Source organism: Microbacterium sp. USTB-Y, from assembly GCF_023703415.1.
GTDB lineage: Bacteria > Actinomycetota > Actinomycetes > Actinomycetales > Microbacteriaceae > Microbacterium.
This window is the reverse complement of the sequence record NZ_JAGMTU010000008.1, coordinates 42462-65095: the sequence shown is the minus strand read 5'-3', so window position 1 is coordinate 65095 and position 22634 is coordinate 42462. Positions and strand designations below refer to the sequence as shown.

The following is a 22634-nucleotide window of genomic DNA, read 5'->3' as shown; positions in this document are numbered from 1 at the left end:
CGCGCCCCGCACTCCGAGAAAGGATCCACCATGACCGAGATCGTCGCCGGATTCGGCACCTCGCACGGCCCGCAGCTCAAGGCCGCACCGCCCGAGGCCTGGGAGACGCGCGGCGTCGCCGACCGCCGCAGCAAGGGGCTGAAGTTCCGCGGCGGCACGTACTCCTTCGAGGAGCTCAAGGCCCTCCGCGAGGACTTCTCCGCCGAGATCACCCACGACGTGATGCAGCGCCGCTGGGACAGCTGCCAGGCGTCGATGGACTCGCTCTCGCGCTTCATCGCGGACCAGGACGTGGACGTGCTCGTCATCATCTCGAGCGACCACAAGGAGACCTACGGCGACGAGTGGCTCGCGCCGTTCTCGGTGTTCTGGGGCGACGAGGTCGCGCACGTCCCGTACACGCAGGCGCAGCTGGACGAGATGGCGCCCGGCCTCGCCGAGGCCGCGATGGGCGACGTGCCCGACCGCACGGTCATGCGCCCGACGCACCGCGCGCTCGGCAAGCACATCATCCAGTCGACCCAGGCGGACGACTTCGACACCGGCGCGACGGAGATCATCCCCGCCGGGCGCTACGAGAACCACACGATCCCGCACGGCTTCGGCTTCATCTACCAGCGCTTCCTCGGCCAGGAGTCGACGATCCCGATGGTGCCGATCTTCATCAACACGTTCTGGGAGCCGAATCCGCCGAGCGCCAAGCGCTGCTACGACTTCGGGCGCGCGGTCGGCCGGGCGATCCAGTCCTTCCCCGGCGACCTGCGCGTCGGCGTCGTCGCCTCCGGCGGCCTCAGCCACTTCGTCATCGACGAGAAGCTCGACTCCGAGTTCATCCAGGCCATGAAGGACCACGACGCCGAGTACCTCTCGTCGGTCCCCGCCGGCGAGATGATGTCGGGCGCCTCCGAGCTGCGCAACTGGATCGCGGTCGCCGGCATCGCCGACGAGGTCGGCCTCAGCGTCACGAACGTCGACTACGAGCCGTGCTACCGCACCGAGGCCGGCACCGGCAACGCGATGGGCTTCCTCACCTGGGAGCGGACCGCCCGATGACCGATCCCATCGTCGCGGCGCTGCGGGAGCTGGACAGCTGCGCGGTGTCGGACGCGCTGGACACGCTCGGCCTGCCGGGCGCCGTCACGGCCCTCGCGCCGCGCTGGCCGTCGGCCGGCGTGACCGCGGGCCGCGTGCGCACGGTCACGGCGGCGCCCAAGGCGGCGGCAGGCCCCGCGACGCACATCGCGACGCCGCTCGTCGCCGTCGCCGAGCCCGACGACGTCGTCGTGATCGACAACCACGGCCGCACCGACGTGTCGTGCTGGGGCGGCCTGCTCGCCGAGGCCGCCGTGCGCCGCGGCGTGGCCGGCGTGATCGTCGACGGCGCCTGCCGCGACGTGCAGGAGAGCGCCGCGCTCGGACTGCCGCTGTACGCCCGCGCGGCCGTGCCCGTGAGCGCGCGCGGCCGCATCGTGCAGCAGGCCGCAGACGAGCGGATCCAGGTCGCGGGCGTGTCCGTCGCCTCGTACGACTACGTGATCGCCGACGTCAACGGGGTCGTGTTCGTCGCCGCCGATCAGGCCGAGCGCGTGGTCGGCCTCGCCCGCCGCATCGCCGACCGGGAGGAGCGCATGGCGGAGGCCGTGCGCGCGGGCCGGGACGTGAGCGAGGTCATGCACGACTCCCAGTTCCCCACCGTCACCGCAGAGGAGCAGAAGCCATGACGGATCCCCTCATCGAGCGCTTCCGGGAGCTCGGCACCGCCACCGTCTCGGACGCCCTCGACAAGCTGCGCCGCCCCGGAAGCCTGCTCGGCCTCGCGCCGCTCGCCGACGGCCAGCGCATGGTCGGGCGCGCCTTCACCGTCCGCTACGTGAGCGCCCAGGTGCCGGCCGGCACGGTCGGGGACTTCATCGACCAGGTCGAGCCGGGCCAGGTGGTCGTGCTCGACAACGACGCCCGTGTGGACTGCACGGTGTGGGGGGACATCCTCACCGCCGTCGCGCACCATCGGGGCATCGCCGGCACCGTGATCGAGGGCGTGTGCCGCGACACGCACCGCGCGCTGTCGATCGGCTATCCGATCTACAGCCGCGGACGCTTCATGCGCACCGGCAAGGACCGGGTGGAGGTCGCCGAGGAGCAGGGGCCCGTCACGATCGGCGGCGTCACGGTGCGCCCGGGCGACATCCTGCTCGGCGACTCGGACGGGGTCGTCGCGATCCCGCAGGACTGCGAGGCCGAGGTGCTCGAGGTCGCGGAGACGATCCACGCCCGCGAGGAGTCGATCCTCGCCGCCGCGCTCGGCGGCGCGTCGATCGCCGAGGCCCGCGCGCGCTACGGCTACCACGACCTGCAGCGGGCCGAGGCGTGAGCGGCGCGGATCCGGTCGACGCCGCCGAGCTGCTGCGACTCGGCAGCGCGACCCTGTACGAGGCCTCCGGGCAGGACTGCTTCCTCGACGCGGCGTTCCGCCCGGCCTGGGACGGCGCGGAGATCGTCGGCCGCGCGGTGCCGGTGTCGGCGCAGGCGGGGGACAACCTCGCCCTGCACCACGGCCTGGAGGCGGCGGGCCCCGGCGACGTGCTCGTCGTCGACGGCGGGGCAGCGCCCTTCGGCTACTGGGGCGAGGTCATGGCGGTCGCGGCGCAGGCGCGCGGCATCGCGGGCCTCGTGATCGACGGCGGCGTGCGCGACACCGCGCAGCTGCGCGAGCTCGGCTTCGCGGCGTTCAGCACCTCGATCTCCATCCGCGGCACGATCAAGCACTGGCCCGGCACGATCGGGATCCCGATCACGCTGCGCGGCCGGGTCGTGAACGCGGGCGACCTGGTGGTCGCGGATCGCGACGGCGTCGCGATCCTGCCCTCCGGCGACGTCGACCGCGTCCTCGACGCGGCCCGTGCGCGCGCCGCGAAGGAGGACGCGTACATGGCCCGCCTGCGCGCGGGGGAGCTCACCCTCGACCTCTACGACTTCCGCCGCCTCGGGGATCCGATCCGTCCGGCGGCCGACCCGAACGGAGCACGATGACCGGCACGCCGGACGCCGACGTCCTCATCATCGGAGCGGGCCCGGTCGGCCTGCTCGCCGCGCTGGACCTGTCCTCCCGCGGGGTCTCGGCGATCGTCGTCGAGACGCGCGACTTCCTCGAACCGCCGAACGTGAAGTGCAACCACGTCGCGTCCCGCACGATGGAGAGCCTGCGCCGGCTCGGGATCGCGGCCGAGGTGCGCGCGGCGGGCCTGCCCGCCGACCACCCGCAGGACGTGGCGTTCCGCACCTCCCTCACGGGGCGCGAGCTGTCCCGGATCCCGATCCCGGCGAGCGGCGAACGGTACACCGCGACGGACGGACCGGACACCTCCTGGGCGACGCCCGAGCCGCCGCACCGCATCAACCAGACCTTCCTGGAGCCGATCCTCGCCCGGCACGCGGCGGAGGCGCCCGGCGTGACGCTGCTCAACCGCACCCGTTTCCACTCCTTCGCGCAGGACGCCGACGGCGTCACGGCGACGATCAGCGACCTCGACGGCGAGAACGCGCGCACCGTGCGCGCCCGCTACCTCATCGGCGCGGACGGCGGCCGCTCGGCGGTGCGCAAGCAGATCGGGGCGAAGCTCAGCGGCGATCCGGTTCTGCAGCACGTGCAGTCGACGTGCATCCGCGCCCCGCATCTCTACGGCCTCATGTCGGCCGACGAGCCCCGCGCCTGGGGCTACTACACGTTCAATCCGCGCCGCGTGGGGCACGTCTACTCGATCGACGGCACCGGGACGTTCCTCGTGCACACCTACCTCTCGCCCGAGGAGGCGGAGGATCCCGGATCCGTCGACCGCGATGCCGCGATCCGTGCGATCCTCGGCGTCGACGAGGACTTCTCCTATGAGGTCGTCTCGAAGGAGGACTGGGTCGCGCGACGCCTCCTCGCCGACCGCTTCCGCGACGGCCGGGTGTTCATCGCGGGCGACGCCTGCCATCTCTGGGTGCCGTTCGCCGGGTTCGGCATGAACGCGGGCATCGCCGACGTGCTGAACCTCACCTGGCTGCTGGGCGCGACGATCGCCGGCTGGGCGGACGAGCGGATCCTGGACGCGTACCAGTCCGAGCGGCGCCCGATCACCGAGCAGGTCTCGCACTTCGCGATGAGCCACCAGCAGAAGCTCGCCAAGCCCGGGCTGCCCGCGGCGCTCGAGGACGAGGGCCCCGCCGGCGACGAGGCGCGCCGCGTGTTCGGCGCCGCGGTGCACGACCTCAACGAGCCGCAGTTCGCCGCGGCGGGTCTCAACTACGGCTACAGCTACGACGCCTCGCCGATCATCCGCTACGACGGCGCAGAGGCGCCCGGGTACACGATGGGCTCCTACACGCCCTCCACGGTGCCCGGCTGCCGGGCACCGCACTTCCGGCTCGCCGACGGGACCTCGCTCTACGACCTGCTCTCGGCGGGCTACACCGCGGTGTGCGCGCCCGGTGCGCCGGCCGCGGTTCTCGCCGCGGCCGCCGAGCTGCGCGGGATCCCGTTCTCCGTCGTCGAGGTCGCGGAAGGACTGCCGGCCGAGTACGACCAGCCGATCACCCTCGTCCGGCAGGACCAGACCGTGGTCTGGCGGGGCGCGGCCCCGACCGCTCCGGAGGCCGCCGCGCTCTGGGAGCTGCTGCGCGGGGCGAGCTGAAGCAGACCGGCGGTCGCCGCGTTTCGTCTCGGTCGCCTGCGGCGTCCTCGCTCAACGACCCCGGGAGGGAGACTCGGGGTCGTTGAGCGAGCCCCGGGAAGGGGGACTCGCGGTCGGTGAGTGAGCCCCGGGGAGGGAGACTCGGGGTCGTTGAGCGAGCCCCGGGGAGGGGGACTCGGGGTCGGTGAGTGAGCCCCGGGGAGGGAGACTCGGGGTCGTTGAGCGAGCCCCGGGGAGGGGGACTCGGGGTCGGTGAGTGAGCCCCCGGGAGGGAGACTCGGGGTCGTTGAGCGAGCCCCGGCGCAGCCGGAGCGAGACGAAACGCGGTCGCCCCGGCCGGCGCCGCCGCTCAGCGGCGGATGACCTTCGTCGCCGCCATCGCCTTGAGCCCCTCGACGCCGAACTCCAGGCCGTAGCCGGAGGCCTTCGTGCCGCCGAAGGGGATGGACGGATCCACGCCGCCGTGCTGGTTGATCCACACCGTGCCGGCGTCGAGGCGCTGGGCGACCTCGGCGGCCGCGTCGGCGTCCGGGCCCCACACCGAGGCGCCGAGGCCCTGCTCCGTGCCGTTCGCGCGGCGCACGGCGTCGTCGACGTCGGTGTAGCGCACGACGGGCAGCACCGGGCCGAACTGCTCCTCGTCGACGATCGCCGCACCGTCCTCGACGTCGGCGACGATCGTGGCGCGGTAGAAGAGCGGCCCGAGGTCGGCGGCCGGCTCCCCGCCCGTGACGATCCTGCCCCCGCGCTCGCGGGCGTCGTCGACGAGGCGCGAGACGATGTCGAACTGGGCGGGGTTCTGCACCGGCCCGAGCCGGTTGCCCTTGTCGTGCCCGGAGCCCATCGGCGCGGCCTCGGCGCGCTCGGCGAGCGCGGCGACCACCTCGTCGTAGACGGAGTCGTGCACGTAGAGGCGCTTGAGGGCGGCGCACACCTGCCCGGTGTTCATGAAGGCGCCCCAGAACAGGCGGTCGGCGACCGCCTGCACGTCCGTGCCGGGCAGCACGATCCCGGCGTCGTTGCCGCCGAGCTCGAGCGTGAGCCGGGCGAGGTTGTGCGCCGAGCTCTCGACGATCCTCCGGCCGGTCGGAGTGGATCCGGTGAAGACGATCTTCGCGACGTCGGGGTGCGCGGCCAGCGCCGCCCCCACCTCGCGGTCGCCGGAGACGGCCGTCACGACGTCGGAGGGCAGGTGGCGGCGGAAGATCTCGGCGAGGGCGAGCACGCTCAGCGGGGTGTTCTCCGAGGGCTTCATGACCACCGTGTTGCCCATGCGCAGCGCCGGCGCGATGTGCCAGACCGAGATCATCACGGGGAAGTTCCAGGGGCCGATCGACGCCACGACGCCGAGGGGGACGTAGTGCAGCTCGGTGCGGGAGGCCCCCTCCTCGCGCAGCACCTGCGGCTCCAGGACCGTGTCGGCGGCGGCGCGGAGCCAGTGCGCGGCGCCGTGCACCTCTCCGGCGCCGTCGATCTTGCCCTGCTCTGCGGTGACGATATCGCCGAGCTCGTCGGCGTGCGCGTCGAGGTCGTCGGCGACGAGGTGCAGCAGGCGGGAGCGCTCGGCGTGGCCGAGCGCGGCCCAGCCGGGCTGGGCGGACCGTGCGGCGTCGATGGCTCGATCCAGGTCCGCGACGGTGCGGATGGGTGCCCGCCCGACCTCCGCGCGGGTGGCGGCGTCGAGGATCGGGCGGCCGTCGGGGTCGGAGACCGAGGTCAGCAGTGCGTTCATGGCAGCTCCCTTGCGTGCGGCGGGGTCGCGGCGATCGGAGGACGGCCGCAATAATCACTAATCAATATAGTCAATGGTCCGATCGCTGTCTGCGGATCAGCGCAGGCCGGCGAGCGTCGCGACGCGCAGCGCCGTGTGCAGCTCGCGGCGCACGCCGCCGTCGGCGAGGTCGACGTCGGCGATCGCGCGGATCCGGTCGAGCCGGTAGTAGAGCGTGCTCCGGTGCACGTGGAGCTCCTGCGCCGTGCGCTGCGCATCGCAGCCGCAGTCCAGATACGCCTCGAGCGTGTGCGCGAGGTCGGGGCCGGACTGCGCGTCGAGCAGGCGCTGCACGGCCTCCGGGAGATCGGTCAGCGCGAGCTCGGCGAGCGGCAGCTGCAGCAGCACCCGGTCCAGGCCCAGCTCGGCCCAGTGTGCGACGCTGCCGCGCTCGCCGTCGACCACCGCCGCGCGCTGCGCGATCCGCGCCTCCCGGAGGGAGCGGACGGCCGAGGCGAGCGGGGCGTGCGCGCCGCCGATCCCGGCGCGCAGCGCGGAGAACGCCGGCTGCGCGAGGAGGGCGGTGAGGCGGTCGGCGTCGATCTCGTAGGGGACGGCGATCACGGCCTCCCCGTCGATCACGGCGCCGACCGCCTTGAGCGTCGGGAACACCGGGATGCTCGCGACGGCCCTGTCGAGCAGGAGGCGCAGGGTCGCCGCGCTCGCCGCCGCGCCGGGGGCGACGGCGAGCGAGATCGCGGTGTAGTGCGGCGCGGGGGAGAGCAGGCCGCTCGTGAGCAGCTCGTCCGCGGCCCGCGCGCGCTGCTCCGCGCCGCCGCCGAACAGCGCGGAGAGCAGCCGCAGCGCCCGGTCCTCGTCCTGTCTGCTGCCGAGCGCCATCGCGGCGAGCACGACGCCGAGCTGCTCGCGCCCGGTGCGCAGCACGTCGTCGTCGGCCACGGGCTCGTGCCCCTCCGGGATCGTCGACGAGACGTAGCCGACGAGGTGGCCGTCGTGCCGGAGGGGTGCGACGAGCCGCGTCTGTCCGCCCTCGATCGCCGGGATCAGCACCGGGCCGTCGGCCTGGCCGACGCGGAACTCCCTGATCGACTCCCGCGCGCGGGAGGATCCGCGGTGGGCGAGGATGATCGCCAGCCGTGCATGGTCGACGTCGCCGTCGTGCACGCTGAACGCGATGACCGTGAACTCGGCGTCGAACACGATGATGGGTCGTCCGAGCCGGTCCGCATAGGCCTGCACCTGCGCTTCGAGCGTCATCGCCCGCCTCCCTTCCTGCTGCTCCCCGGGGTCCGCCGGGAGCTGTCGCGAGCCTCTGCGGAGGCGGCTGACGGGCGGCCGCGTTGCAGAGATCCGGGAAATAGATCTATATTCATTATATTCATTTCTTGAGAGGCGATGCGATGGCAAAGATGACAGGCGGCGACGCGCTCACCCTGGCCCTGCTCAGCGAGGGCGTCGAGACGGTCTTCGGGATCCCCGGCGTGCAGCTGGACGGGCTCACCGACGGGATGTACCGCAAGCAGGACGAGATCGACCTGCTGGTCCCCCGGCACGAGCAGAGCACGACGTACATGGCGGACGGCTACCACCGGGCCTCCGGGAAGCCCGGGGTTGCGATGGTGGTTCCCGGCCCCGGCGTGCTCAACGCGGGAGCGGGCATGGCGACCGCCTACGCCTGCTCCTCGCAGGTGATGCTCCTGGCCGGCACGATCCCCTCGCGCCTCGTGGGCGGCGGCCTCGGCGCCCTGCACGAGATCCCGCGGCAGAGCGAGACCGTCCAGGGGCTGACGAAGTGGTCGGTGCGTCCCACCCGGGCGGAGGAGATCCCCGAATTGGTGCACGAGGGCTTCCGCCAGATGCGCACCGGCCGCCCGCGCCCCGTCGCGCTGGAGCTGGGGCCGGACCTGCTGCACGCCGAGATCGACGTCGAGGTCGGCGACCCGTTCGCGGTGCCGGCCCCGGTCGCGCCGGCCGAGGACGTGGCGGAGCTCCTGCGCCTGCTCGGGGAGAGCGAGCGTCCCGTCCTGCATGTCGGCGGCGGCGTGCGCGGGGAGCGCGCGTTCGCGCTCATCGCGGCCCTCGCCGAGAAGCTGGACGCCCCGGTCGTCATGAGCGAGAACGGCCGCGGGGCGATCGACGCGCGCGATCCGCATGCGCTCCCCGCGTTCGCCCTCTGGGAGCTGCGCGCGACCGCCGACCTCGTGATCTCGTTCGGCAGCCGCTTCCTCACCCCGTTCGGTCAGCAGCTGAACGTCGGCGACGCGAAGATCGCGCTCGTGAACGTCGAGGCCGCGGATCTCGGATCCCCGCGGCGGCCCGACCTCGCGATCCAGGCCGACGCGACCGCGGTGCTCGAGGCGCTCGTCGCCGAGGTCCCCGCGCGTGCGGGCTGGGGAGACGAGCTGCGCCGGCTCCGCGCCGAGTGCGAGGAGCGGATCCGCGAGCGCGTCGCGCCGCAGATGGCCTTCGTCGACGCGATCCGCGCCGCGCTGCCCGAGGACGGCGTCTACGTCAACGAGCTCACCCAGATCGGCTACGTCTCCACCTACGGCTTCCCCGTGCAGGCCCCGCACTCGTACGTGTGGCCCGGCTACCAGGGCACGCTCGGCTACGCGATGCCCACGGCCCTCGGCGCCGCGGTGGGCGCGGGCGGACGCCCCGTCGTCGCGGTCACCGGCGACGGCGGGATCGGCTGGTCGCTGCAGGAGTTCGCGACCGCCAAGCGCTACGGGATCCCGCTCGTCACCGTGCTGTTCGAGGACGGACGCTTCGGGAACGTCTGGCGCATCCAGCGCGACACCTACGGCGGGCGCTTCATCGGCTCCGACCTGGTCAACCCCGACTTCGCGCTTCTCGCGCAGGCGTTCGGGATCGACTTCGTGGACGTCGAGGACGCCGATGGCGTGCGCACCGCGATCGAGGCCGCGATCGCGGCCCGGCGTCCGGCGATCGTCCGGGTGCGGGTGGACGTGTTCCCCTCGCCCTGGTCGCTCATCCACGAGAAGCACTGATCCGCGCGGGGGTCGTGGCGGCCGGCGGCGGAGGGATCCGGCCCGGGCGTCGCGGCCCCCGAACCCGTGTCCGGCAGGGCGCCGCGGCGATCCGGCGGGGCTCATCGGGGACCGACGTGCGCGAGGGCGAGTGCGGCGAGCGCCGCGGCCTGGTCTGCGAGGATCCCGTCGTCGAACACCGCGCGAGGGGAGTGGTTCATCTCCGCCTCGTCCGGGTCGACCCCCTCGGGCGTCGCGCCGAGGAAGAGGAACGCCCCCGGCACCTCGGCGAGTACGGCGGAGAAGTCCTCGGAGGCCATCGAGGGCTCGGCGGCGGTGATCGCACGATCTGCGCCGAGCAGCCCGCCGATCGTCGCGAGCGCCCGCTCGGCGCAGGTCTCGTCATTGACGGTGACCGGGTAGACGGTGCGGAACGAGACCTCGGCGCGGCAGCCGTGCGCGGCCGCGATCCCCTGCGCGAGAGCCGGGAGCTCCGCCTCCAGCACCCGCCGGCTGCGCTCGGAGAGGATGCGGATGGTGGCGCCGAGCGAAGCGGTGTCCGGGATCGCGTTGATGATCTCGCTCCCGGAGAGCTTGGTCACGGACAGGACGATCGGATCCGAGACGGGGAACCGCCGGGTCGCGAACGCGTGCAGGGCGAGGACGATCTGCGCGACCGCGGGCACCGGATCGACGGCCTGCTGCGGACGGGACCCGTGCCCGCCGCGGCCCTCGACGACGATCTCGAGCGCACAGGCGCCCGCCATGATCGTCCCGCCGCGGGTCGAGAACACTCCGGGTGCTCCCGGGAGCACGTGCACGCCGTAGGCGGCCTCGATGCGCGGACCCGCCGCATCCAGGACCCCCTCGCGGATCATCCGCAGGGCTCCGCCGCCGGCCTCCTCGCCCGGCTCGAACATGAGCACGACCGACCCCGCCAGCTGCTCCCGCCGCGCGGCCAGCAGCCGGGCGGCGCCGACGAGCCCCGCGGTGTGCAGGTCGTGGCCGCAGGCGTGCATGACCCCGTCGACCGTCGAGGCGTAGGGGAGCCCGGTGCGCTCCGCGACGCGGAGAGCGTCCATGTCGGCGCGCAGCAGCACGGCGGGGCCGGGGCGGGAGCCGCGCACCACGGCCGTGATCGAGGAGAAGTCCTCAGGGCCTGCGGTCACCTCCAGACCGATCCCGTCGAGGGCGTCGAGCACGGCGCGCTGCGTCCGGGGGAGGGCGAAACCCGCCTCGGGATGCGCGTGCAGCGTGCGACGCAGGGCGACGAGCTCGGGCAGGAGCGCACTCGCGTCCGTGCGGAGCGCGGCGGGGTCCGTCATGAGGGCTCCTTCGTCCCAGATCGACGATCCGTGGCCGCCGATGCCGATTGGATATGATGAATATATCCAATAGAGGGTGCACCGAGGCGGGTCACCTCATACTCTGTACTCACGCGTGGCCGGCTCGGGGTCACCGCAGGGACCACCGGGGGAAGTCATGACGCAGATCACCAACGCCGCCGTCGCCGTGCAGGTGGCGAAGTCGCTCGAGGACGAGATCGTCTCGGGCGGCTGGAAGGCGGGGCATTTCATCGGGAGGCGGCAGGAGCTCGCCACCCGGTTCGGGGTGGCGCCCGCGACCCTCGGCGAGGCGATCCAGCTGCTGCGCTCGCGCGGCGTCGTGGATGCGAAGCCCGGCCCCGGCGGCGGCATCTTCGTCGCCTCGCGTTCGCCGTTCATGCAGCTCAGCGACCAGCTGCTGCAGCTGCGGGAGGGCAAGGCGACCGCGAGCGACTGCCTCCGCGTGCTGGACGCGCTGGACGGACTCGTGCTGCACGACGCGATCGAGCACGCGAGCGACGACGACGTCGCCGAGATCGCGACGCTGGCCGAGCGACTCGAGTCCGTGTGGGGCACCGAGGCGGGCCCGTCGGCGATCTGGGCGCTGCACGCGCGGATCGCCGAGATCACTCCGAACGAGCTGCTGCGCAGCCTCTACACGAATCTCGTCGACTACATCATCGCCGAGCAGCTCGAGGGGGCCACGGCGCCCAGCACGTCCGAGCGGCTGCGCACCCACCTGGACTTCGCGGAGGCCGTCGGCCGCCGCGACCACGCCCTGGCGCGCTCCGCGGCCGAGCGGCACCGCCATTCCTCGGTCGCGACCCTGCTCTCCTGAGGATCCGAGCACCCCGGCGGGTTGACAGGACGGCGCGTCTTCAATAATGTTCATATTCATTATTAAGAATTAGTTCCTGGCCCGAGGAGGACGCATGCCGCTCGAGTTCCGAGGCGTCGTCGACGAGATGCTGCAGACCCCGAACCGTCCCGCCGGGGCGACCCCGCCGCCGATCCGGCTCTCCCAGAACGAGATGCCCTGGACGCCGTCGGCCCCGATCGTGGCGGCCATGTCCGCGGCGGTCGAGACGTCGCACCGCTACCCCGACTACCACCGCGCCGCCGCGCGTGCCGCGATCGCCGGGGCGCTCGGCGTCGACGCCGCCCGGGTGGCCGTGGACAACGGCTCCGGGTCGCTCCTGCACGGTCTCGCCCGGCTCGTCTGCGAGCCGGGGGTGCACGGCGTCTATCCCGCCCCGTCGTTCGAGGCGTACAAGGCGGCCCTGTCACTCGCCGGCGCCGACGCCTCCGCGGTGGGCCTGGCCGCCGACGGGGCGATGGACCTCGCGGCGATGGCCGCCGCGATCCGTCCCGAGACCCGCATCGTCTACCTCTGCAACCCGAACAACCCCACCGGCGGGCTCATCCCCGTCGACGGCCTGCGGGCGTTCCTGCGGGAGGTTCCGGAGAACGTGATCGTCGTGCTCGACGAGGCGTACCGGGAGTTCGTCACCGACGAGCCCGTCGAGGCGACCCTGCCGCTGCTGGACGAGTTCGAGAACCTCGTGATCCTGCGCACGCTCTCGAAGTCGCACGGTCTCGCGGGCATCAGGGCCGGGTACGCGGCGGCCTCCGAGCGGATCGCGGAGGCGCTGCGGCGCACCTCGGTCGGCTTCGCGCTGAACGGGATCGCCGAGGCCGCGCTCATCGCCGCCTTCAGCCCGGAGGGCGTCGAGATCGCCGCGGAGCGGGTCGCCACGATCGTCGCGGAGCGCGCGCGCATCGTGCGGGCGCTGGACGAGGCCGGCGTGGAGGTCCTCCCGAGCCAGTCCAACTTCCTCTTCCTCACCGGCGACGCGGGCGACCTCATGGCCCGGTTCGCCGCACAGGGCGTGCTCGCCCGGCCGTTCCCGAACGCGGGCGGCGCCCGCGTCACGGTGGGCCTGCCCGCCGAGAACGACGCCGTCCTGGCCGCCCTGCTCTGAGTCTCAGAACGATCCCCGGCGCGTCGCGATCGCGCGCCGGGGATCGCCGACCGACACGATCGCACCCTCGGCGGACCGGGTTCCGACACCGTGTCGGATCGCCCGGGAAGGACTTCGGAGCCGGGCCCGATGAGGCTCGCGCAGCGGCTTCCTACGCTGACAACACGACAGACGGAGCGGTCTGGACCCGGGTGACCGGAGGTTTCGGATCCGCTCTCGCGAACGGAAGAAGAGGGCAGTGACGGCAAGCGACTTCGAACGCGACCGGCGAGCATCGATCCGGCGCTCGCTGACCGGCGGGTTCGGCTGGACCGTGTTCCTCGCCGCCCTGACGCTCGTGTTCGTCTACCCGGTCTCGATGATCGCGATCGGCGCCTTCCGCGACGGCCTCCCGTCGGACGACCTGCCCTTCACGATCGACGGGCTCGTCGCCGCGTTCCAGGATCCCGAGACCTGGAAGACGATGGGCAACTCGCTGCTGCTCGTGATCGTGTGCGGCACGATCTCGGTCGCCGGCGGCGGCCTGTTCGCCTGGATCGCGGCGAACACCAACGTCCCGGGCCGCCGCCTGCTCACCCCGCTCATGGCGGTGAACCTGTTCGTGCCGCCGCTGTTCCACACCCTCGGCTGGATCATGCTCGGCAACCCGCAGAACGGGCTGCTGAACCAGTTCGGGCGCATGCTCGGCATGCACGGGCCGATCATGAACATCCAGAGCTGGGGCGGCCTGTTCCTGCTCATGTCGCTGGGCTACATGCCGTTCGCCTACCTGCTCATGCTCGGCGCGTTCAAGAACCGGGACCAGTCGCTCGACGAGGCCGCCGCGATCAGCGGAGCCGGTGCGGTGCGCACCTTCTTCACGATCACGATCCCCTCCGTCGGGCCCGCGATCACCGGTGCCGCGATCCTCATCGCCGTCCTCGTGTTCCAGTCCTTCGACAGCCCGCAGCTCATCGGGCGCCAGGCGAACATCTTCGTGTTCTCGACGCAGATCTTCCACTACGTGCGCGATCAGGCGCCCGCGGAGTACACGAAGGCCTTCGCGCTCTCGCTCGTGCTCATCGTGCTCGTCCTGCTGCTGTTCCTCGCCCAGCGCTGGATCCTGCGGGGGCGCAGCTTCACGACCCTCACCGGCAAGACCTCGCGGCGCGAGCCGCAGGAGCTCGGCCCGGTGCGCTGGGTGCTCTCCGCCCTCATCGTCGTCTTCCTGCTGCTGAACCTGATCCTGCCGCTGTTCGCGATGATCCTGGGCAGCCTGCAGCCGATCTTCGGTGTCATGAGCACCGGGCTCACCTTCGACAACTACGTGCAGATGCTGACGGATCCCGAGTTCAGCTCGAGCCTGGGCCTCACCGCCTGGCTCGCCGTGATCGGCGGCTTCGGCTCGATCGCGGTCGCGCTGCTCACCACGTACGTCACGGCGCGCCGGACCGGCTTCATCCGCTCCTACACCTCGTTCTCGGTGTGGATCCCCTGGGCGCTGCCGGGCATCGTCCTGGCGCTGGCCTACATGTTCGCGGTGCTCTACGTGCCGGCGTTCCGGGGCCTCTACGGCACGGCGTTCCTCATGACGCTCGTGCTCATCGTCGCCACGATCCCGGTCTCCAGCCGGATCGCGGAGGGCGCGCTCGCCCAGCTCTCGCCCGAGCTGGAGGAGGCCGGACGCACCTCCGGGGCTGGATCCTGGCGGGTGCTGCTCACGATCGTGCTCCGGCTCGTCGTGCCCAGCTTCCTGTCGGGCTGGTTCCTGTCCGCGCTCTTCATCGCCGGCAACCTGTCGGTGCCGATGCTGCTCGCCCCTCCCGGCCTGCAGCCGGTCTCGCTGACCGCGTTCCAGCAGTTCCTCCAGGGGAACATGTCGCAGGGCGCCGCCCTGTTCATGATCATCCTCGTCGCGGCCATGGCCGTGCTCGCGCTCGCCGCGCTCTCCCTGAAGCTGGCCGCCCTGCTGCGCGCCCGCGCGGGGCGCGCCGGCCGGGCCCCCTCAGTCCCCCTCACCCGGATCACCCCCTGACACACCCGAGAGGAAGAATGATGACGTTCTCCCGCACTACCCTTCGCCTCACGACGGCGGCCCTGGCCGTCGGCGCGCTGGCCGCCCTGACCGCCTGCTCCTCCGGCGGCGCCGCCGCCGACCCGGGCAAGACGATCGAGGTCCCCGGCGCGAGCGCGGCGGGCAACAGCCACATGAACGACCTGTACAGCAAGGCCGTCAAGGAGGGAAAGACCGACCTCGTCCTGTACGGCCCCAGCGTCTCGTCGCAGAAGGCGCTGTTCAAGGTCTTCACCGACCGGTTCCCCGGGATCAAGATCGTGCAGCAGGATCAGCCCGACGCGCAGAGCATCACGAAGATCGAGACCGAGGCGCAGAGCGGCAACCGCATCGCCGACATCTACGACGGCGGCGAGTCGCCCCAGGTGGCGGCCAAGCCCGACCTCTGCACCACGGCCGACGTGAAGACGGCGCCCGACGGCTTCGAGATCCCGTCGAACTATGACGGACGCCTCACCTACTACGCGATGCGCTACTTCGTCTTCGTCTACAACACCGACATGGTGAAGAAGGACGAGGCCCCGCAGAACTGGAAGGACCTGCTCGACCCGAAGTGGAAGGGCAAGATCACGGTCGGCGACCCGACGGTGCCGGGCGGCATCCGCTACATCCTCACGTCGCTCATGGTGCCCGAGAGCGCCGACAAGTGGGGCAAGTCCTACGTCGAGGCGCTCGCGAAGCAGGACGTGCAGTTCGCCCAGTCCGAGCCGAACGTCCCCGCCGACGTCGCCAGCGGCCGGTTCCCGGTCGGGATCGCCGTCTACCAGGGCTTCTACGAGGACGTGAAGGCGAAGGGCGGCCCCATCGCCGCGGTCTTCCCGCTCGACGACGGCGGCAACTTCATGTCCCGCACCGGCATGTGCATCGTGAACAAGGCCCCGCACGCGGACGCCGCGCAGCTCTACATCAACTGGCTGTACTCGCCCGAGGGGCAGAAGGCGCTCGCCGAGAAGAACAACTCGTACGGCTGGACGCCGGACGCACCCGGACCGCAGGGCGCACCGGCGCTCGGCAAGCTCGGACGCCTGCCGTTCTCCAACCCCGACCCGGACTTCAACCAGCCCTACTTCGACTTCATCAACACGCAGTTCAAGAAGTAGCGCTCGGCCCCGACCCCCACACGAGAGAGCACTGATCGGCATGACTGAGGTCCAGGTATCCGGACTGACCAAGCGCTACGGCGGCAAGACCGCTCTGCACGGATTGGATCTGACGATCGGATCCGGCGAGTTCGTCACCCTGCTCGGCCCCTCGGGCTGCGGCAAGACGACGACGCTGCGGTGCCTGGCCGGTCTCGAGCGCCCCACCGGCGGACGCATCAGCATGGGCGATCGCATCGTCGTCGACACGGATCGGCGCACCTTCGTGCCGGCCGACAAGCGGCAGGTGGGCATGGTGTTCCAGAGCTACGCGCTCTGGCCGCACATGAGCGTGGCGGAGAACGTCGCGTACCCGCTCAAGGTCGCGCGGGTGGGGGCGGCGGAGCGCCGCGCCCGCGTCGCCGACATGCTCTCCGCGGTGGGGCTCGCGGACTTCGAGAAGCGTCCGGTCACCGCCCTGTCGGGCGGTCAGCAGCAGCGGGTGGCTCTCGCCCGCGCTCTGGCCGCCCGGCCGGGCATCATCTTCTACGACGAGCCGCTCTCCAACCTCGACTCCAAGCTGCGCTACCAGATGGGCCAGCAGGTGCGCGCGCTGCACAACCAGTTCGAGACGACCTCGGTCTACGTCACGCACGACCAGGAGGAGGCGATCACGCTCTCCGACCGGATCATCGTGATGAGCGAGGGCGCCATCGTGCAGGACGGCACGCCGAGCGAGCTCTACGACCGGCCCAACTCGGCGTACGTCGCCGACTTCATGGGCTTCCAGAACATCCTGCCCGGCACGATCCGCGCGGTGCGCGACGGGATCGCCGACGTCGAGGTCGACGGGACGTCGCTCGTCATCGCCGGGGTCGTGACCGGCGAGGCTGCGGCGGGGGAGAGGGCCGACGTCGCCTTCCGGGCCGCGCACGCCCGGCTCATGCCCGCCGCCGACCTCGCGCCCGGCGCCGGGCGGTTCGCCGCCGCCGTCGAGCGCACCACCTATCTCGGCAGCGCCGTCAACCTCCTCGTGCGCGCCGACGGACTGCCCCTGCGCGTGCGCGTCGAGACGGGCGAGATGGCCGCCGACGCGGTGCCGCGCCCGGGCGACGGGTACGGCTTCGCCGTCAACCCCGCCCGCGCCGTCGTCATCCCGCACCGGGTCGCCGCGGCGCCCGCGGACGACGACTACCTGACCACCATGACCGATGCGATCGTCGCCGCCCACTGAGCGGACGAAGCCCGAGAGGAATGCCCATGAGTGACCTGCCCACCCCCCGCTCCGACGCGCCGCGGATCCGCGAGCTCGCCGAGATCGGCGGCCGCTCGGACACGAGAGACGTGCTCTCCCACGCGACCAAGCAGGCGCGGGACGACTACGACGACTACTTCATCGTCGACATCGACGCCCACGTCTCGGAGGACCACTTCTGGGGAGAGGTGCTCGACCTCATCGACAACGACGTGTGGCGGGATCTGGGCATGAGCCAGTACGCCGGCTTCGCGGGCAACAACGCGCTCCTGAACATCCAGCCCGGCATGTCGCACCAGAGCGTCGGCGGCCGCATCGGGCACCAGGGCCGCAAGGAGCCGGTCGAGGGCACGGAGGGGCACCCCTTCGTCACCGCCGCCCGGCGCGGCATGGACGCGATGGGCCTCGATTACCAGGTCGTGTTCCCCAGCGCGATGCTGCTGCTCGGCATGCACCCGCAGGACGAGGTCGAGGTCGTCCTCGGCCGGGCGTTCAACCGCTGGCTCACCGAGGTGATCCTGCCGCCGAACCCGCGCCTGAAGGGCATGCTCTACCTGCCCTACAACACCCCGGAGGTGTGCGAGGAGCTGGTCGAGAAGTACGCCGACAACGAGGGCATCATCGGCTACACGGTGTGCTCGACGCGCAACAACCCCGTGCACTCGGACGTCTACACGCGCCTGTACAAGCTCATCGAGGACAGCGGCAAGCCGCTCGCCTTCCACTCCGGCTACCACTGGGGGGATCCGTCGTTCGCGCAGCTGAACCGGTTCCTCTCGATGCACGCGCTCTCGTTCACGCACTACAACCAGATCCACGTCACGAACTGGATCATCAACGCCATGCCGGAGCGCTTCCCGAAGCTCAAGATGGTGTGGGTCGAGAGCGGCCTGGCCTGGATCCCCTTCCTCATGCAGCGCCTCGACCACGAGGTCCTCATGCGGCCGAGCGAGGCCCCCGGGCTCAAGCGCCTGCCGAGCGAGTACATGAAGGAGATGTGGTACACCACGCAGCCCATGGAGCGCACGAACATGGAGCTCCTCGAGGCGACCATGAAGTCGTTCAACGCCGAGACCCAGCTGCTCTACTCGTCCGACTGGCCGCACTGGGACTGGGACGCGCCGTCCACCATCACGCGCCTGCCCTTCCTCTCCGAGCAGGCCAAGCGCAACATCCTCGGGCTGAACGCCGCGCGCGTGTTCAACCTCCCCACCGACCGCAAGAAGCCCTCCGCGGAGCACGTGCTCCAGGAACGACCCGGGATCTCCTGACATGACTGAGAACACCATCACCACCGCCCCCGAGATCGCCGAGCTCTCGGCCGTCGTCACCCGCCTCGGCGAGCTCGTGCAGCACGTCGGCGAGGCGGAGCTGGGCGCCGAGGTCTCCGACGAGCAGATCGCCGACGTGCTCTACGCGGCCGCGCGGCTGTTCTCGGCCAAGACCGACCGCGTCGGCAAGATCGCGTGGCCGATCCGCGAGGATGCGCTCAACGCGACCGAGACCGTCGTGCTCGTCACGGCGCTCCTGGACGCCGCCGACGTGAACCTCTTCGACATGGCGATCTGGTACCGGAGGGCCGAATGAGCGCGCAGGTCGTCCGCCGCGACGTCGTGGTCGCCAGCCTCGCCGACCTGCAGGAGCGGGAGCGGATCGTCGTCGACGTCGAGGGCACCGAGCTGGGCCTCTACTTCTACGCCGGCGAGGTGCGGGCCTGGTACAACGTCTGCCCCCACCAGGGCGGCCCGGTCTGCCAGGGCAAGACCATGCCGCGCACCGTGCAGCTCGTGCGGGGCGAGGACGGCCTCAAGAGCGGGGGACCGGGGTTCCACCCCACCGACCGCAACATCGTGTGCCCGTGGCACGGGTTCGAGTTCGACATCCTCACCGGCAAGCACCCCGCGGATCACCGCGTCGGGCTGCGTCCGATCCCGGTCCGCGTCGACGCCGACGATGTGATCGTCACGGTCTGACGCGACCCGCGGACTCCTCCGGCCCCGCCGCCCCGCTCCCGAGAGCAGGGCGGCGGGGCCGCGTCGTCCTCGGCCGCACGAGGCTGCGGTCGTAGGCTGGAGGGATGAGCGACTATCTCGTCCGGCCCGCGCGGGCCGGTGACGTCCAGGGCATCTACGCGCTGCTGGAGCCGCTCGTGGAGCGACGGATCCTGCTCGGCAAGGACATCGCGGTGCTCTACGGCGCCGTGCAGGAGTTCGTGGTCGCGGAGGCCGACGGCGTGCTCATCGGCTGCGGCGCCCTGCACGTCATGTGGGAGGACCTCGGCGAGGTGCGCACCCTGCTCGTGCAGGAGGAGTGGAAGCACCACGGCGTCGGCCGGGCCATCGTCGACCAGCTCGAGGCGCACGCGAAGGTCCTCGGCCTCAGCCGCCTGTTCTGCCTGACCTTCGAGGTGCCCTTCTTCGAGCGCCGGGGCTTCTCGCCCATCGGGGAGCAGGTCGTGGATCCCGACGTCTACACCCAGCTCCTGCGCAGCGGCGACGAGGGCGTGGCCGAGTTCCTCGACCTCGCGCACGTGAAGCCGAACACGCTCGGCAACACCCGGATGCTCAAGCAGCTGTGACCCTGCCGTCGATCCGGGGCGGCGTCCAGGGTCCCGCAGGGCGCGCCGCATAACCTGGAAGCATGACCCCTCGCCAGTCCGCCGCCGTCTATCGCCGCCGTCGGATCGTCGTGCTCGGGGTCGTCATCGTCGTGCTCGCCCTGCTCATCGCGCTCGTCTGGGCGCTCGTGGCGCGGGCCGGATCCGGCCCGACCCCCGGCTCGACTCCGAGTGCGTCGACCTCGGCCTCCCGGACCGCCTCTCCGTCGGCCGCGCCGGATCCCACCGCCGATCCGAGTCCGGCCGCCGATGCGACGCCGGCGCCCACCAGCACCGCCGACGCCGGTCCGGTGCCGTGCACCGCGTCCGAGGTGAAGGTGACGGCGGTGACCGACCACGACAGCTACGCGGCCGACCAGAACCCGCAGCTGTCGATCTCACTGACGAACAGCAGCGCCAAGGACTGCACGATGAACGTCGGCACGACGACCCAGGTGTTCACGATCACGAGCGGCAACGACACCTGGTGGCGCTCCACCGACTGCCAGCAGACCCCGAGCGATGCGATCCAGACCATCAAGGCCGGGGCGACGATCACGAGCTCGACGCCCGTCGTGTGGGACCGGACGCGCTCGAGCGTCGACACCTGCGAGGCGACGGACCGTCAGCGCGCGCCAGGGGGCGGCGCCTCCTACCGCCTCACCGTGGCGATCGGCGGATTCCAGAGCGCCGGCGCCGTGCAGTTCCTCCTGAACTGACGCTGTCGCCCCCGCGACGCGCGCGGGCGTGCCCGAATCTGCGCATCTGGTGGAAAACGGTCGCCCCCGCGCTTCCTTTGGGATACCATAGAGGAAGTCTTCGAGATCTTGACGGGTTCGCCATCCCCAGTGGCTTCGACAACTCAGCGTCCCCAGCGCATCGTCGTCCGTCTTCGAAGGCACGAGGGCCTCTCCGTCATCTGTCCCCAAGCGATTGACGAAGGGGCCCTCCTCTCTTCTCCCTCCGCGGGACTCGTCGTCCTCTCGTAAGGTGGAACGATGGCCGCGAAGAAGTCGAAGAAGAAGCCCGCCGCCTCGGACTTCCGTTCCGAGGCCCTCGCCCAGGCGCTCGAGAAGCAGGACATGGCGGCGGTCGCCCTCGCCCTGCGCAACGGCAACACCGTGGTGCCGCTCATCCGGCCCGGCGCCAGGGACAACCCGCTCGACGGCGGGGAGGTGTGGACCTACCGGGATCCGTCCACGGGCGACGTCGCGCTGCTGCTGTTCAGCGACGCGACCCACAAGCCGGCCAATCTCCCGCCCGGCGTGGGCATCTACTCCCCGGCATGGCTGCGGTCGTTCCTCGCCGCGCATCGCGACGTGATCACCACCGTGTTCCTCGACATCGCCGGCCCGCATCCGATGCAGGCCCCGCCCGCAGAGCTGCTGCGCGCGCTGGAGGCCTGAACCCGGATCCGGACGCGGTGCGTCAGAACGCGGGCACCTCGTCGTCCAGGCGGCGCGGTGCGCGGTGCGCCCTGACGTCGCCGAGCGCGCCGCGCAGGGTCGCCGAGCGGTCGTCGACGACCTGCGCATAGCCGAGCCGGGCGGCCTCGGAGCGGCGCTGCGACGCCTGGGTGACCGCGCGGACCTCGCCGGCCAGGCTCAATTCGCCCACGGCCGCGACCGTGCGCGGCACCGCGTCGTTCGTGAGGGATCCGGCCACCGCGATCGCGATCGCGAGGTCGGCGGCCGGCTCGGTGAACCGCACGCCGCCGACGGTCGACACGTAGACGTCCTTGTCGCTCGTCTTGATGCCCGCCCGCCGCTCGAGCACGGCGAGCACCATGGCGACGCGCGACGAGTCCAGCCCGTTCACCACGCGACGGGGGTTGGGGGCCTGCGTGGGGATGGTCAGCGCCTGCACCTCGACCGGCATCGCGCGCCGCCCCTCCAGGGCGATCGCGACGCAGGTGCCCGGTTCGGGGCGTCCGCGGGAGAGGAACAGGCTCGACGGATCCGGCACCTCGGCGATCCCGGATCCGGTCATCTCGAAGCAGCCGACCTCGTCGGTCGGCCCGAAGCGGTTCTTGAGCGCCCGGATGAAGCGTAGCGACGTCTGCCGGTCGCCCTCGAAGTGGCAGACGACGTCGACGAGGTGCTCCAGGATCCGGGGCCCGGCGACCTGGCCGTCCTTGGTGACGTGGCCGACGATGACGATGGGCAGATCCCGCTCCTTCGCCACCCGGATGAGCGCCGCGGCCACCTCCCGCACCTGCGCGGGCTGCCCGGCGGCGCCGTCGGACAGCGCCGACGCGACCGTCTGCACGGAGTCGACGATCACGAGTTCCGGGGAGACCTCGTCGATGTGCCCGAGGATCGTGCCGAGATCGGTCTCGGCGGCCAGGTAGAGCTCGTCGTGCAGCGCTCCGGTGCGCTCGGCGCGCAGCCGCACCTGCGCGGTCGACTCCTCGCCGCTCGCGTACAGCACGCGCCGGCCGGCACGCGCGCCCGCGGCCGCGACCTCGAGCAGCAGCGTCGACTTGCCGACGCCCGGCTCCCCGCTCAGCAGGATCGCCGCGCCCGGGACGATGCCGCCGCCCAGCACCCGGTCGAACTCGGCGACCCCGCTCGAACGCCGCGGCGACTCCTGCGAGGTGAGCGACGTGATCGGGCGCGCCTGCCGTCCGGCCGCGGGCGCCGTCGCCTCGACGCGGCGCACGATCCCGGCCTGCGCCGCCTGCTCGGCGACCGTGCCCCACTGCTGGCATTCGCCGCACCGGCCCACCCACTTGGCGGTCGTCCACCCGCACTCGGTGCAGACGTACGCGGGGGCGGAGGGTTTCCGGGATGCCATGGATTCAGGCTAGCCGGGGGCGCCGACGTGCGAGCGCGGTGGGCCGGTGCACGGGTGCGCGGTGGGCCGGCGCCCGGGGCCGGCCCACCGCGCGGGACGGTGTCCGGGGCCCGCGGCTGCGGCACGCCCGGCGGACCGCCCGGTAGCCTCGAA

21 protein-coding genes are annotated in these 22634 nt (G+C 71.9%); 17 read left to right on the top strand and 4 right to left on the bottom strand.

Annotated features, from left to right (window positions below; genetic code table 11):
• The first annotated feature begins 30 nt into the window (after positions 1-30).
• Genes J8G10_RS17315 through J8G10_RS17295 form a run of 5 tightly spaced genes read left to right on the top strand, consistent with a single transcriptional unit; the run spans position 31 to position 4673 of the window.
• Positions 31-1053, top strand: a complete 1023-nt coding sequence (locus tag J8G10_RS17315; RefSeq protein WP_251447913.1) for a hypothetical protein — start codon at positions 31-33, stop codon at positions 1051-1053.
• The gene (locus J8G10_RS17310; protein ID WP_251447910.1) at positions 1050-1721 is read left to right on the top strand and encodes an RraA family protein; all 672 of its coding nucleotides are present in this window, start codon (positions 1050-1052) and stop codon (positions 1719-1721) included. Before J8G10_RS17315 ends, J8G10_RS17310 begins: the two co-directional genes overlap by 4 nt.
• Positions 1718-2371, top strand: a complete 654-nt coding sequence (locus tag J8G10_RS17305) for an RraA family protein (protein ID WP_251447907.1) — start codon at positions 1718-1720, stop codon at positions 2369-2371. The genes J8G10_RS17310 and J8G10_RS17305 overlap by 4 nt, the downstream gene beginning before the upstream one ends.
• Complete coding sequence (locus tag J8G10_RS17300; RefSeq protein WP_251447904.1) at positions 2368-3030, top strand: 4-carboxy-4-hydroxy-2-oxoadipate aldolase/oxaloacetate decarboxylase; 663 nt, start codon at positions 2368-2370, stop codon at positions 3028-3030. The genes J8G10_RS17305 and J8G10_RS17300 overlap by 4 nt, the downstream gene beginning before the upstream one ends.
• The gene (locus tag J8G10_RS17295; protein WP_251447902.1) at positions 3027-4673 is read left to right on the top strand and encodes an FAD-dependent monooxygenase; all 1647 of its coding nucleotides are present in this window, start codon (positions 3027-3029) and stop codon (positions 4671-4673) included. The genes J8G10_RS17300 and J8G10_RS17295 overlap by 4 nt, the downstream gene beginning before the upstream one ends.
• A gap of 349 nt (positions 4674-5022) precedes the next feature.
• Here the strand turns inward: J8G10_RS17295 and J8G10_RS17290 are convergent, their stop codons facing one another.
• Positions 5023-6405, bottom strand: a complete 1383-nt coding sequence (locus J8G10_RS17290) for an aldehyde dehydrogenase family protein (RefSeq protein ID WP_251447899.1) — start codon at positions 6403-6405, stop codon at positions 5023-5025.
• Positions 6406-6501: 96 nt separating this feature from the next.
• On the bottom strand, positions 6502-7662 hold the full coding sequence (locus J8G10_RS17285) for a CdaR family transcriptional regulator (protein ID WP_251447897.1): 1161 nt from the start codon (positions 7660-7662) through the stop codon (positions 6502-6504).
• A 143-nt stretch (positions 7663-7805) separates the two neighbouring features.
• On the opposite strand from J8G10_RS17285, the gene J8G10_RS17280 reads away from it, so the two are divergent.
• Positions 7806-9416 (top strand): thiamine pyrophosphate-binding protein, encoded by a 1611-nt coding sequence (locus J8G10_RS17280; RefSeq protein ID WP_251447894.1) that lies wholly within the window; start codon positions 7806-7808, stop codon positions 9414-9416.
• A 101-nt stretch (positions 9417-9517) separates the two neighbouring features.
• On the opposite strand, the gene J8G10_RS17275 is transcribed toward J8G10_RS17280, so the two are convergent.
• Positions 9518-10720, bottom strand: a complete 1203-nt coding sequence (locus J8G10_RS17275) for a M20 family metallopeptidase (protein WP_251447891.1) — start codon at positions 10718-10720, stop codon at positions 9518-9520.
• Between the two features lie 157 nt (positions 10721-10877).
• Between J8G10_RS17275 and J8G10_RS17270 the strand changes: the two genes are divergently transcribed.
• From J8G10_RS17270 to J8G10_RS17220, 11 genes are all read left to right on the top strand, one after another.
• Entirely contained in the window at positions 10878-11558 is a 681-nt protein-coding gene (locus tag J8G10_RS17270) for a FadR/GntR family transcriptional regulator (RefSeq protein WP_251447888.1), read from the top strand.
• 94 nt (positions 11559-11652) lie between these two features.
• Complete coding sequence (locus tag J8G10_RS17265) at positions 11653-12702, top strand: histidinol-phosphate transaminase (RefSeq protein ID WP_251447885.1); 1050 nt, start codon at positions 11653-11655, stop codon at positions 12700-12702.
• Positions 12703-12940: 238 nt separating this feature from the next.
• Positions 12941-14716, top strand: a complete 1776-nt coding sequence (locus J8G10_RS17260) for an iron ABC transporter permease (RefSeq protein WP_251447882.1) — start codon at positions 12941-12943, stop codon at positions 14714-14716.
• A gap of 20 nt (positions 14717-14736) precedes the next feature.
• The gene (locus tag J8G10_RS17255) at positions 14737-15855 is read left to right on the top strand and encodes an ABC transporter substrate-binding protein (RefSeq protein WP_251447879.1); all 1119 of its coding nucleotides are present in this window, start codon (positions 14737-14739) and stop codon (positions 15853-15855) included.
• 40 nt (positions 15856-15895) lie between these two features.
• The gene (locus J8G10_RS17250; RefSeq protein ID WP_251447876.1) at positions 15896-17068 is read left to right on the top strand and encodes an ABC transporter ATP-binding protein; all 1173 of its coding nucleotides are present in this window, start codon (positions 15896-15898) and stop codon (positions 17066-17068) included.
• Positions 17069-17094: 26 nt separating this feature from the next.
• Entirely contained in the window at positions 17095-18360 is a 1266-nt protein-coding gene (locus J8G10_RS17245; protein WP_251447872.1) for an amidohydrolase family protein, read from the top strand.
• A 1-nt stretch (position 18361) separates the two neighbouring features.
• The gene (locus J8G10_RS17240; protein ID WP_251447869.1) at positions 18362-18676 is read left to right on the top strand and encodes a hypothetical protein; all 315 of its coding nucleotides are present in this window, start codon (positions 18362-18364) and stop codon (positions 18674-18676) included.
• On the top strand, positions 18673-19062 hold the full coding sequence (locus J8G10_RS17235; protein WP_251447866.1) for a Rieske 2Fe-2S domain-containing protein: 390 nt from the start codon (positions 18673-18675) through the stop codon (positions 19060-19062). Before J8G10_RS17240 ends, J8G10_RS17235 begins: the two co-directional genes overlap by 4 nt.
• A gap of 104 nt (positions 19063-19166) precedes the next feature.
• Entirely contained in the window at positions 19167-19667 is a 501-nt protein-coding gene (locus tag J8G10_RS17230) for an amino-acid N-acetyltransferase (protein WP_251447863.1), read from the top strand.
• A 62-nt stretch (positions 19668-19729) separates the two neighbouring features.
• Positions 19730-20404 carry a hypothetical protein gene (locus J8G10_RS17225; RefSeq protein WP_251447860.1) on the top strand — a complete coding sequence of 225 codons (675 nt, stop codon included), beginning with the start codon at positions 19730-19732 and terminating at the stop codon, positions 20402-20404.
• Positions 20405-20683: 279 nt separating this feature from the next.
• Complete coding sequence (locus J8G10_RS17220; RefSeq protein ID WP_251447857.1) at positions 20684-21091, top strand: dehydrogenase; 408 nt, start codon at positions 20684-20686, stop codon at positions 21089-21091.
• Positions 21092-21113: 22 nt separating this feature from the next.
• On the opposite strand, the gene radA is transcribed toward J8G10_RS17220, so the two are convergent.
• Positions 21114-22481: a DNA repair protein RadA gene (radA, locus tag J8G10_RS17215; RefSeq protein ID WP_251447854.1), complete on the bottom strand. Its 1368-nt coding sequence runs from the start codon at positions 22479-22481 to the stop codon at positions 21114-21116.
• Between the last annotated feature and the right edge of the window lie 153 nt (positions 22482-22634).

Coding starts and splice junctions, on each gene's coding strand:
- J8G10_RS17285 (WP_251447897.1), bottom strand. CDS start 7,662: ATGACGCTCGAAGCGCAGGTGCAGGCCTATGCGGACCGGCTCGGACGA.
- J8G10_RS17255 (WP_251447879.1), top strand. CDS start 14,737: ATGACGTTCTCCCGCACTACCCTTCGCCTCACGACGGCGGCCCTGGCC.
- J8G10_RS17250 (WP_251447876.1), top strand. CDS start 15,896: ATGACTGAGGTCCAGGTATCCGGACTGACCAAGCGCTACGGCGGCAAG.
- J8G10_RS17225 (WP_251447860.1), top strand. CDS start 19,730: ATGACCCCTCGCCAGTCCGCCGCCGTCTATCGCCGCCGTCGGATCGTC.
- J8G10_RS17275 (WP_251447891.1), bottom strand. CDS start 10,720: ATGACGGACCCCGCCGCGCTCCGCACGGACGCGAGTGCGCTCCTGCCC.
- J8G10_RS17280 (WP_251447894.1), top strand. CDS start 7,806: ATGGCAAAGATGACAGGCGGCGACGCGCTCACCCTGGCCCTGCTCAGC.
- J8G10_RS17295 (WP_251447902.1), top strand. CDS start 3,027: ATGACCGGCACGCCGGACGCCGACGTCCTCATCATCGGAGCGGGCCCG.
- radA (WP_251447854.1), bottom strand. CDS start 22,481: ATGGCATCCCGGAAACCCTCCGCCCCCGCGTACGTCTGCACCGAGTGC.
- J8G10_RS17235 (WP_251447866.1), top strand. CDS start 18,673: ATGAGCGCGCAGGTCGTCCGCCGCGACGTCGTGGTCGCCAGCCTCGCC.
- J8G10_RS17220 (WP_251447857.1), top strand. CDS start 20,684: ATGGCCGCGAAGAAGTCGAAGAAGAAGCCCGCCGCCTCGGACTTCCGT.
- J8G10_RS17270 (WP_251447888.1), top strand. CDS start 10,878: ATGACGCAGATCACCAACGCCGCCGTCGCCGTGCAGGTGGCGAAGTCG.
- J8G10_RS17230 (WP_251447863.1), top strand. CDS start 19,167: ATGAGCGACTATCTCGTCCGGCCCGCGCGGGCCGGTGACGTCCAGGGC.
- J8G10_RS17315 (WP_251447913.1), top strand. CDS start 31: ATGACCGAGATCGTCGCCGGATTCGGCACCTCGCACGGCCCGCAGCTC.
- J8G10_RS17310 (WP_251447910.1), top strand. CDS start 1,050: ATGACCGATCCCATCGTCGCGGCGCTGCGGGAGCTGGACAGCTGCGCG.
- J8G10_RS17240 (WP_251447869.1), top strand. CDS start 18,362: ATGACTGAGAACACCATCACCACCGCCCCCGAGATCGCCGAGCTCTCG.
- J8G10_RS17245 (WP_251447872.1), top strand. CDS start 17,095: ATGAGTGACCTGCCCACCCCCCGCTCCGACGCGCCGCGGATCCGCGAG.
- J8G10_RS17290 (WP_251447899.1), bottom strand. CDS start 6,405: ATGAACGCACTGCTGACCTCGGTCTCCGACCCCGACGGCCGCCCGATC.
- J8G10_RS17305 (WP_251447907.1), top strand. CDS start 1,718: ATGACGGATCCCCTCATCGAGCGCTTCCGGGAGCTCGGCACCGCCACC.
- J8G10_RS17265 (WP_251447885.1), top strand. CDS start 11,653: ATGCCGCTCGAGTTCCGAGGCGTCGTCGACGAGATGCTGCAGACCCCG.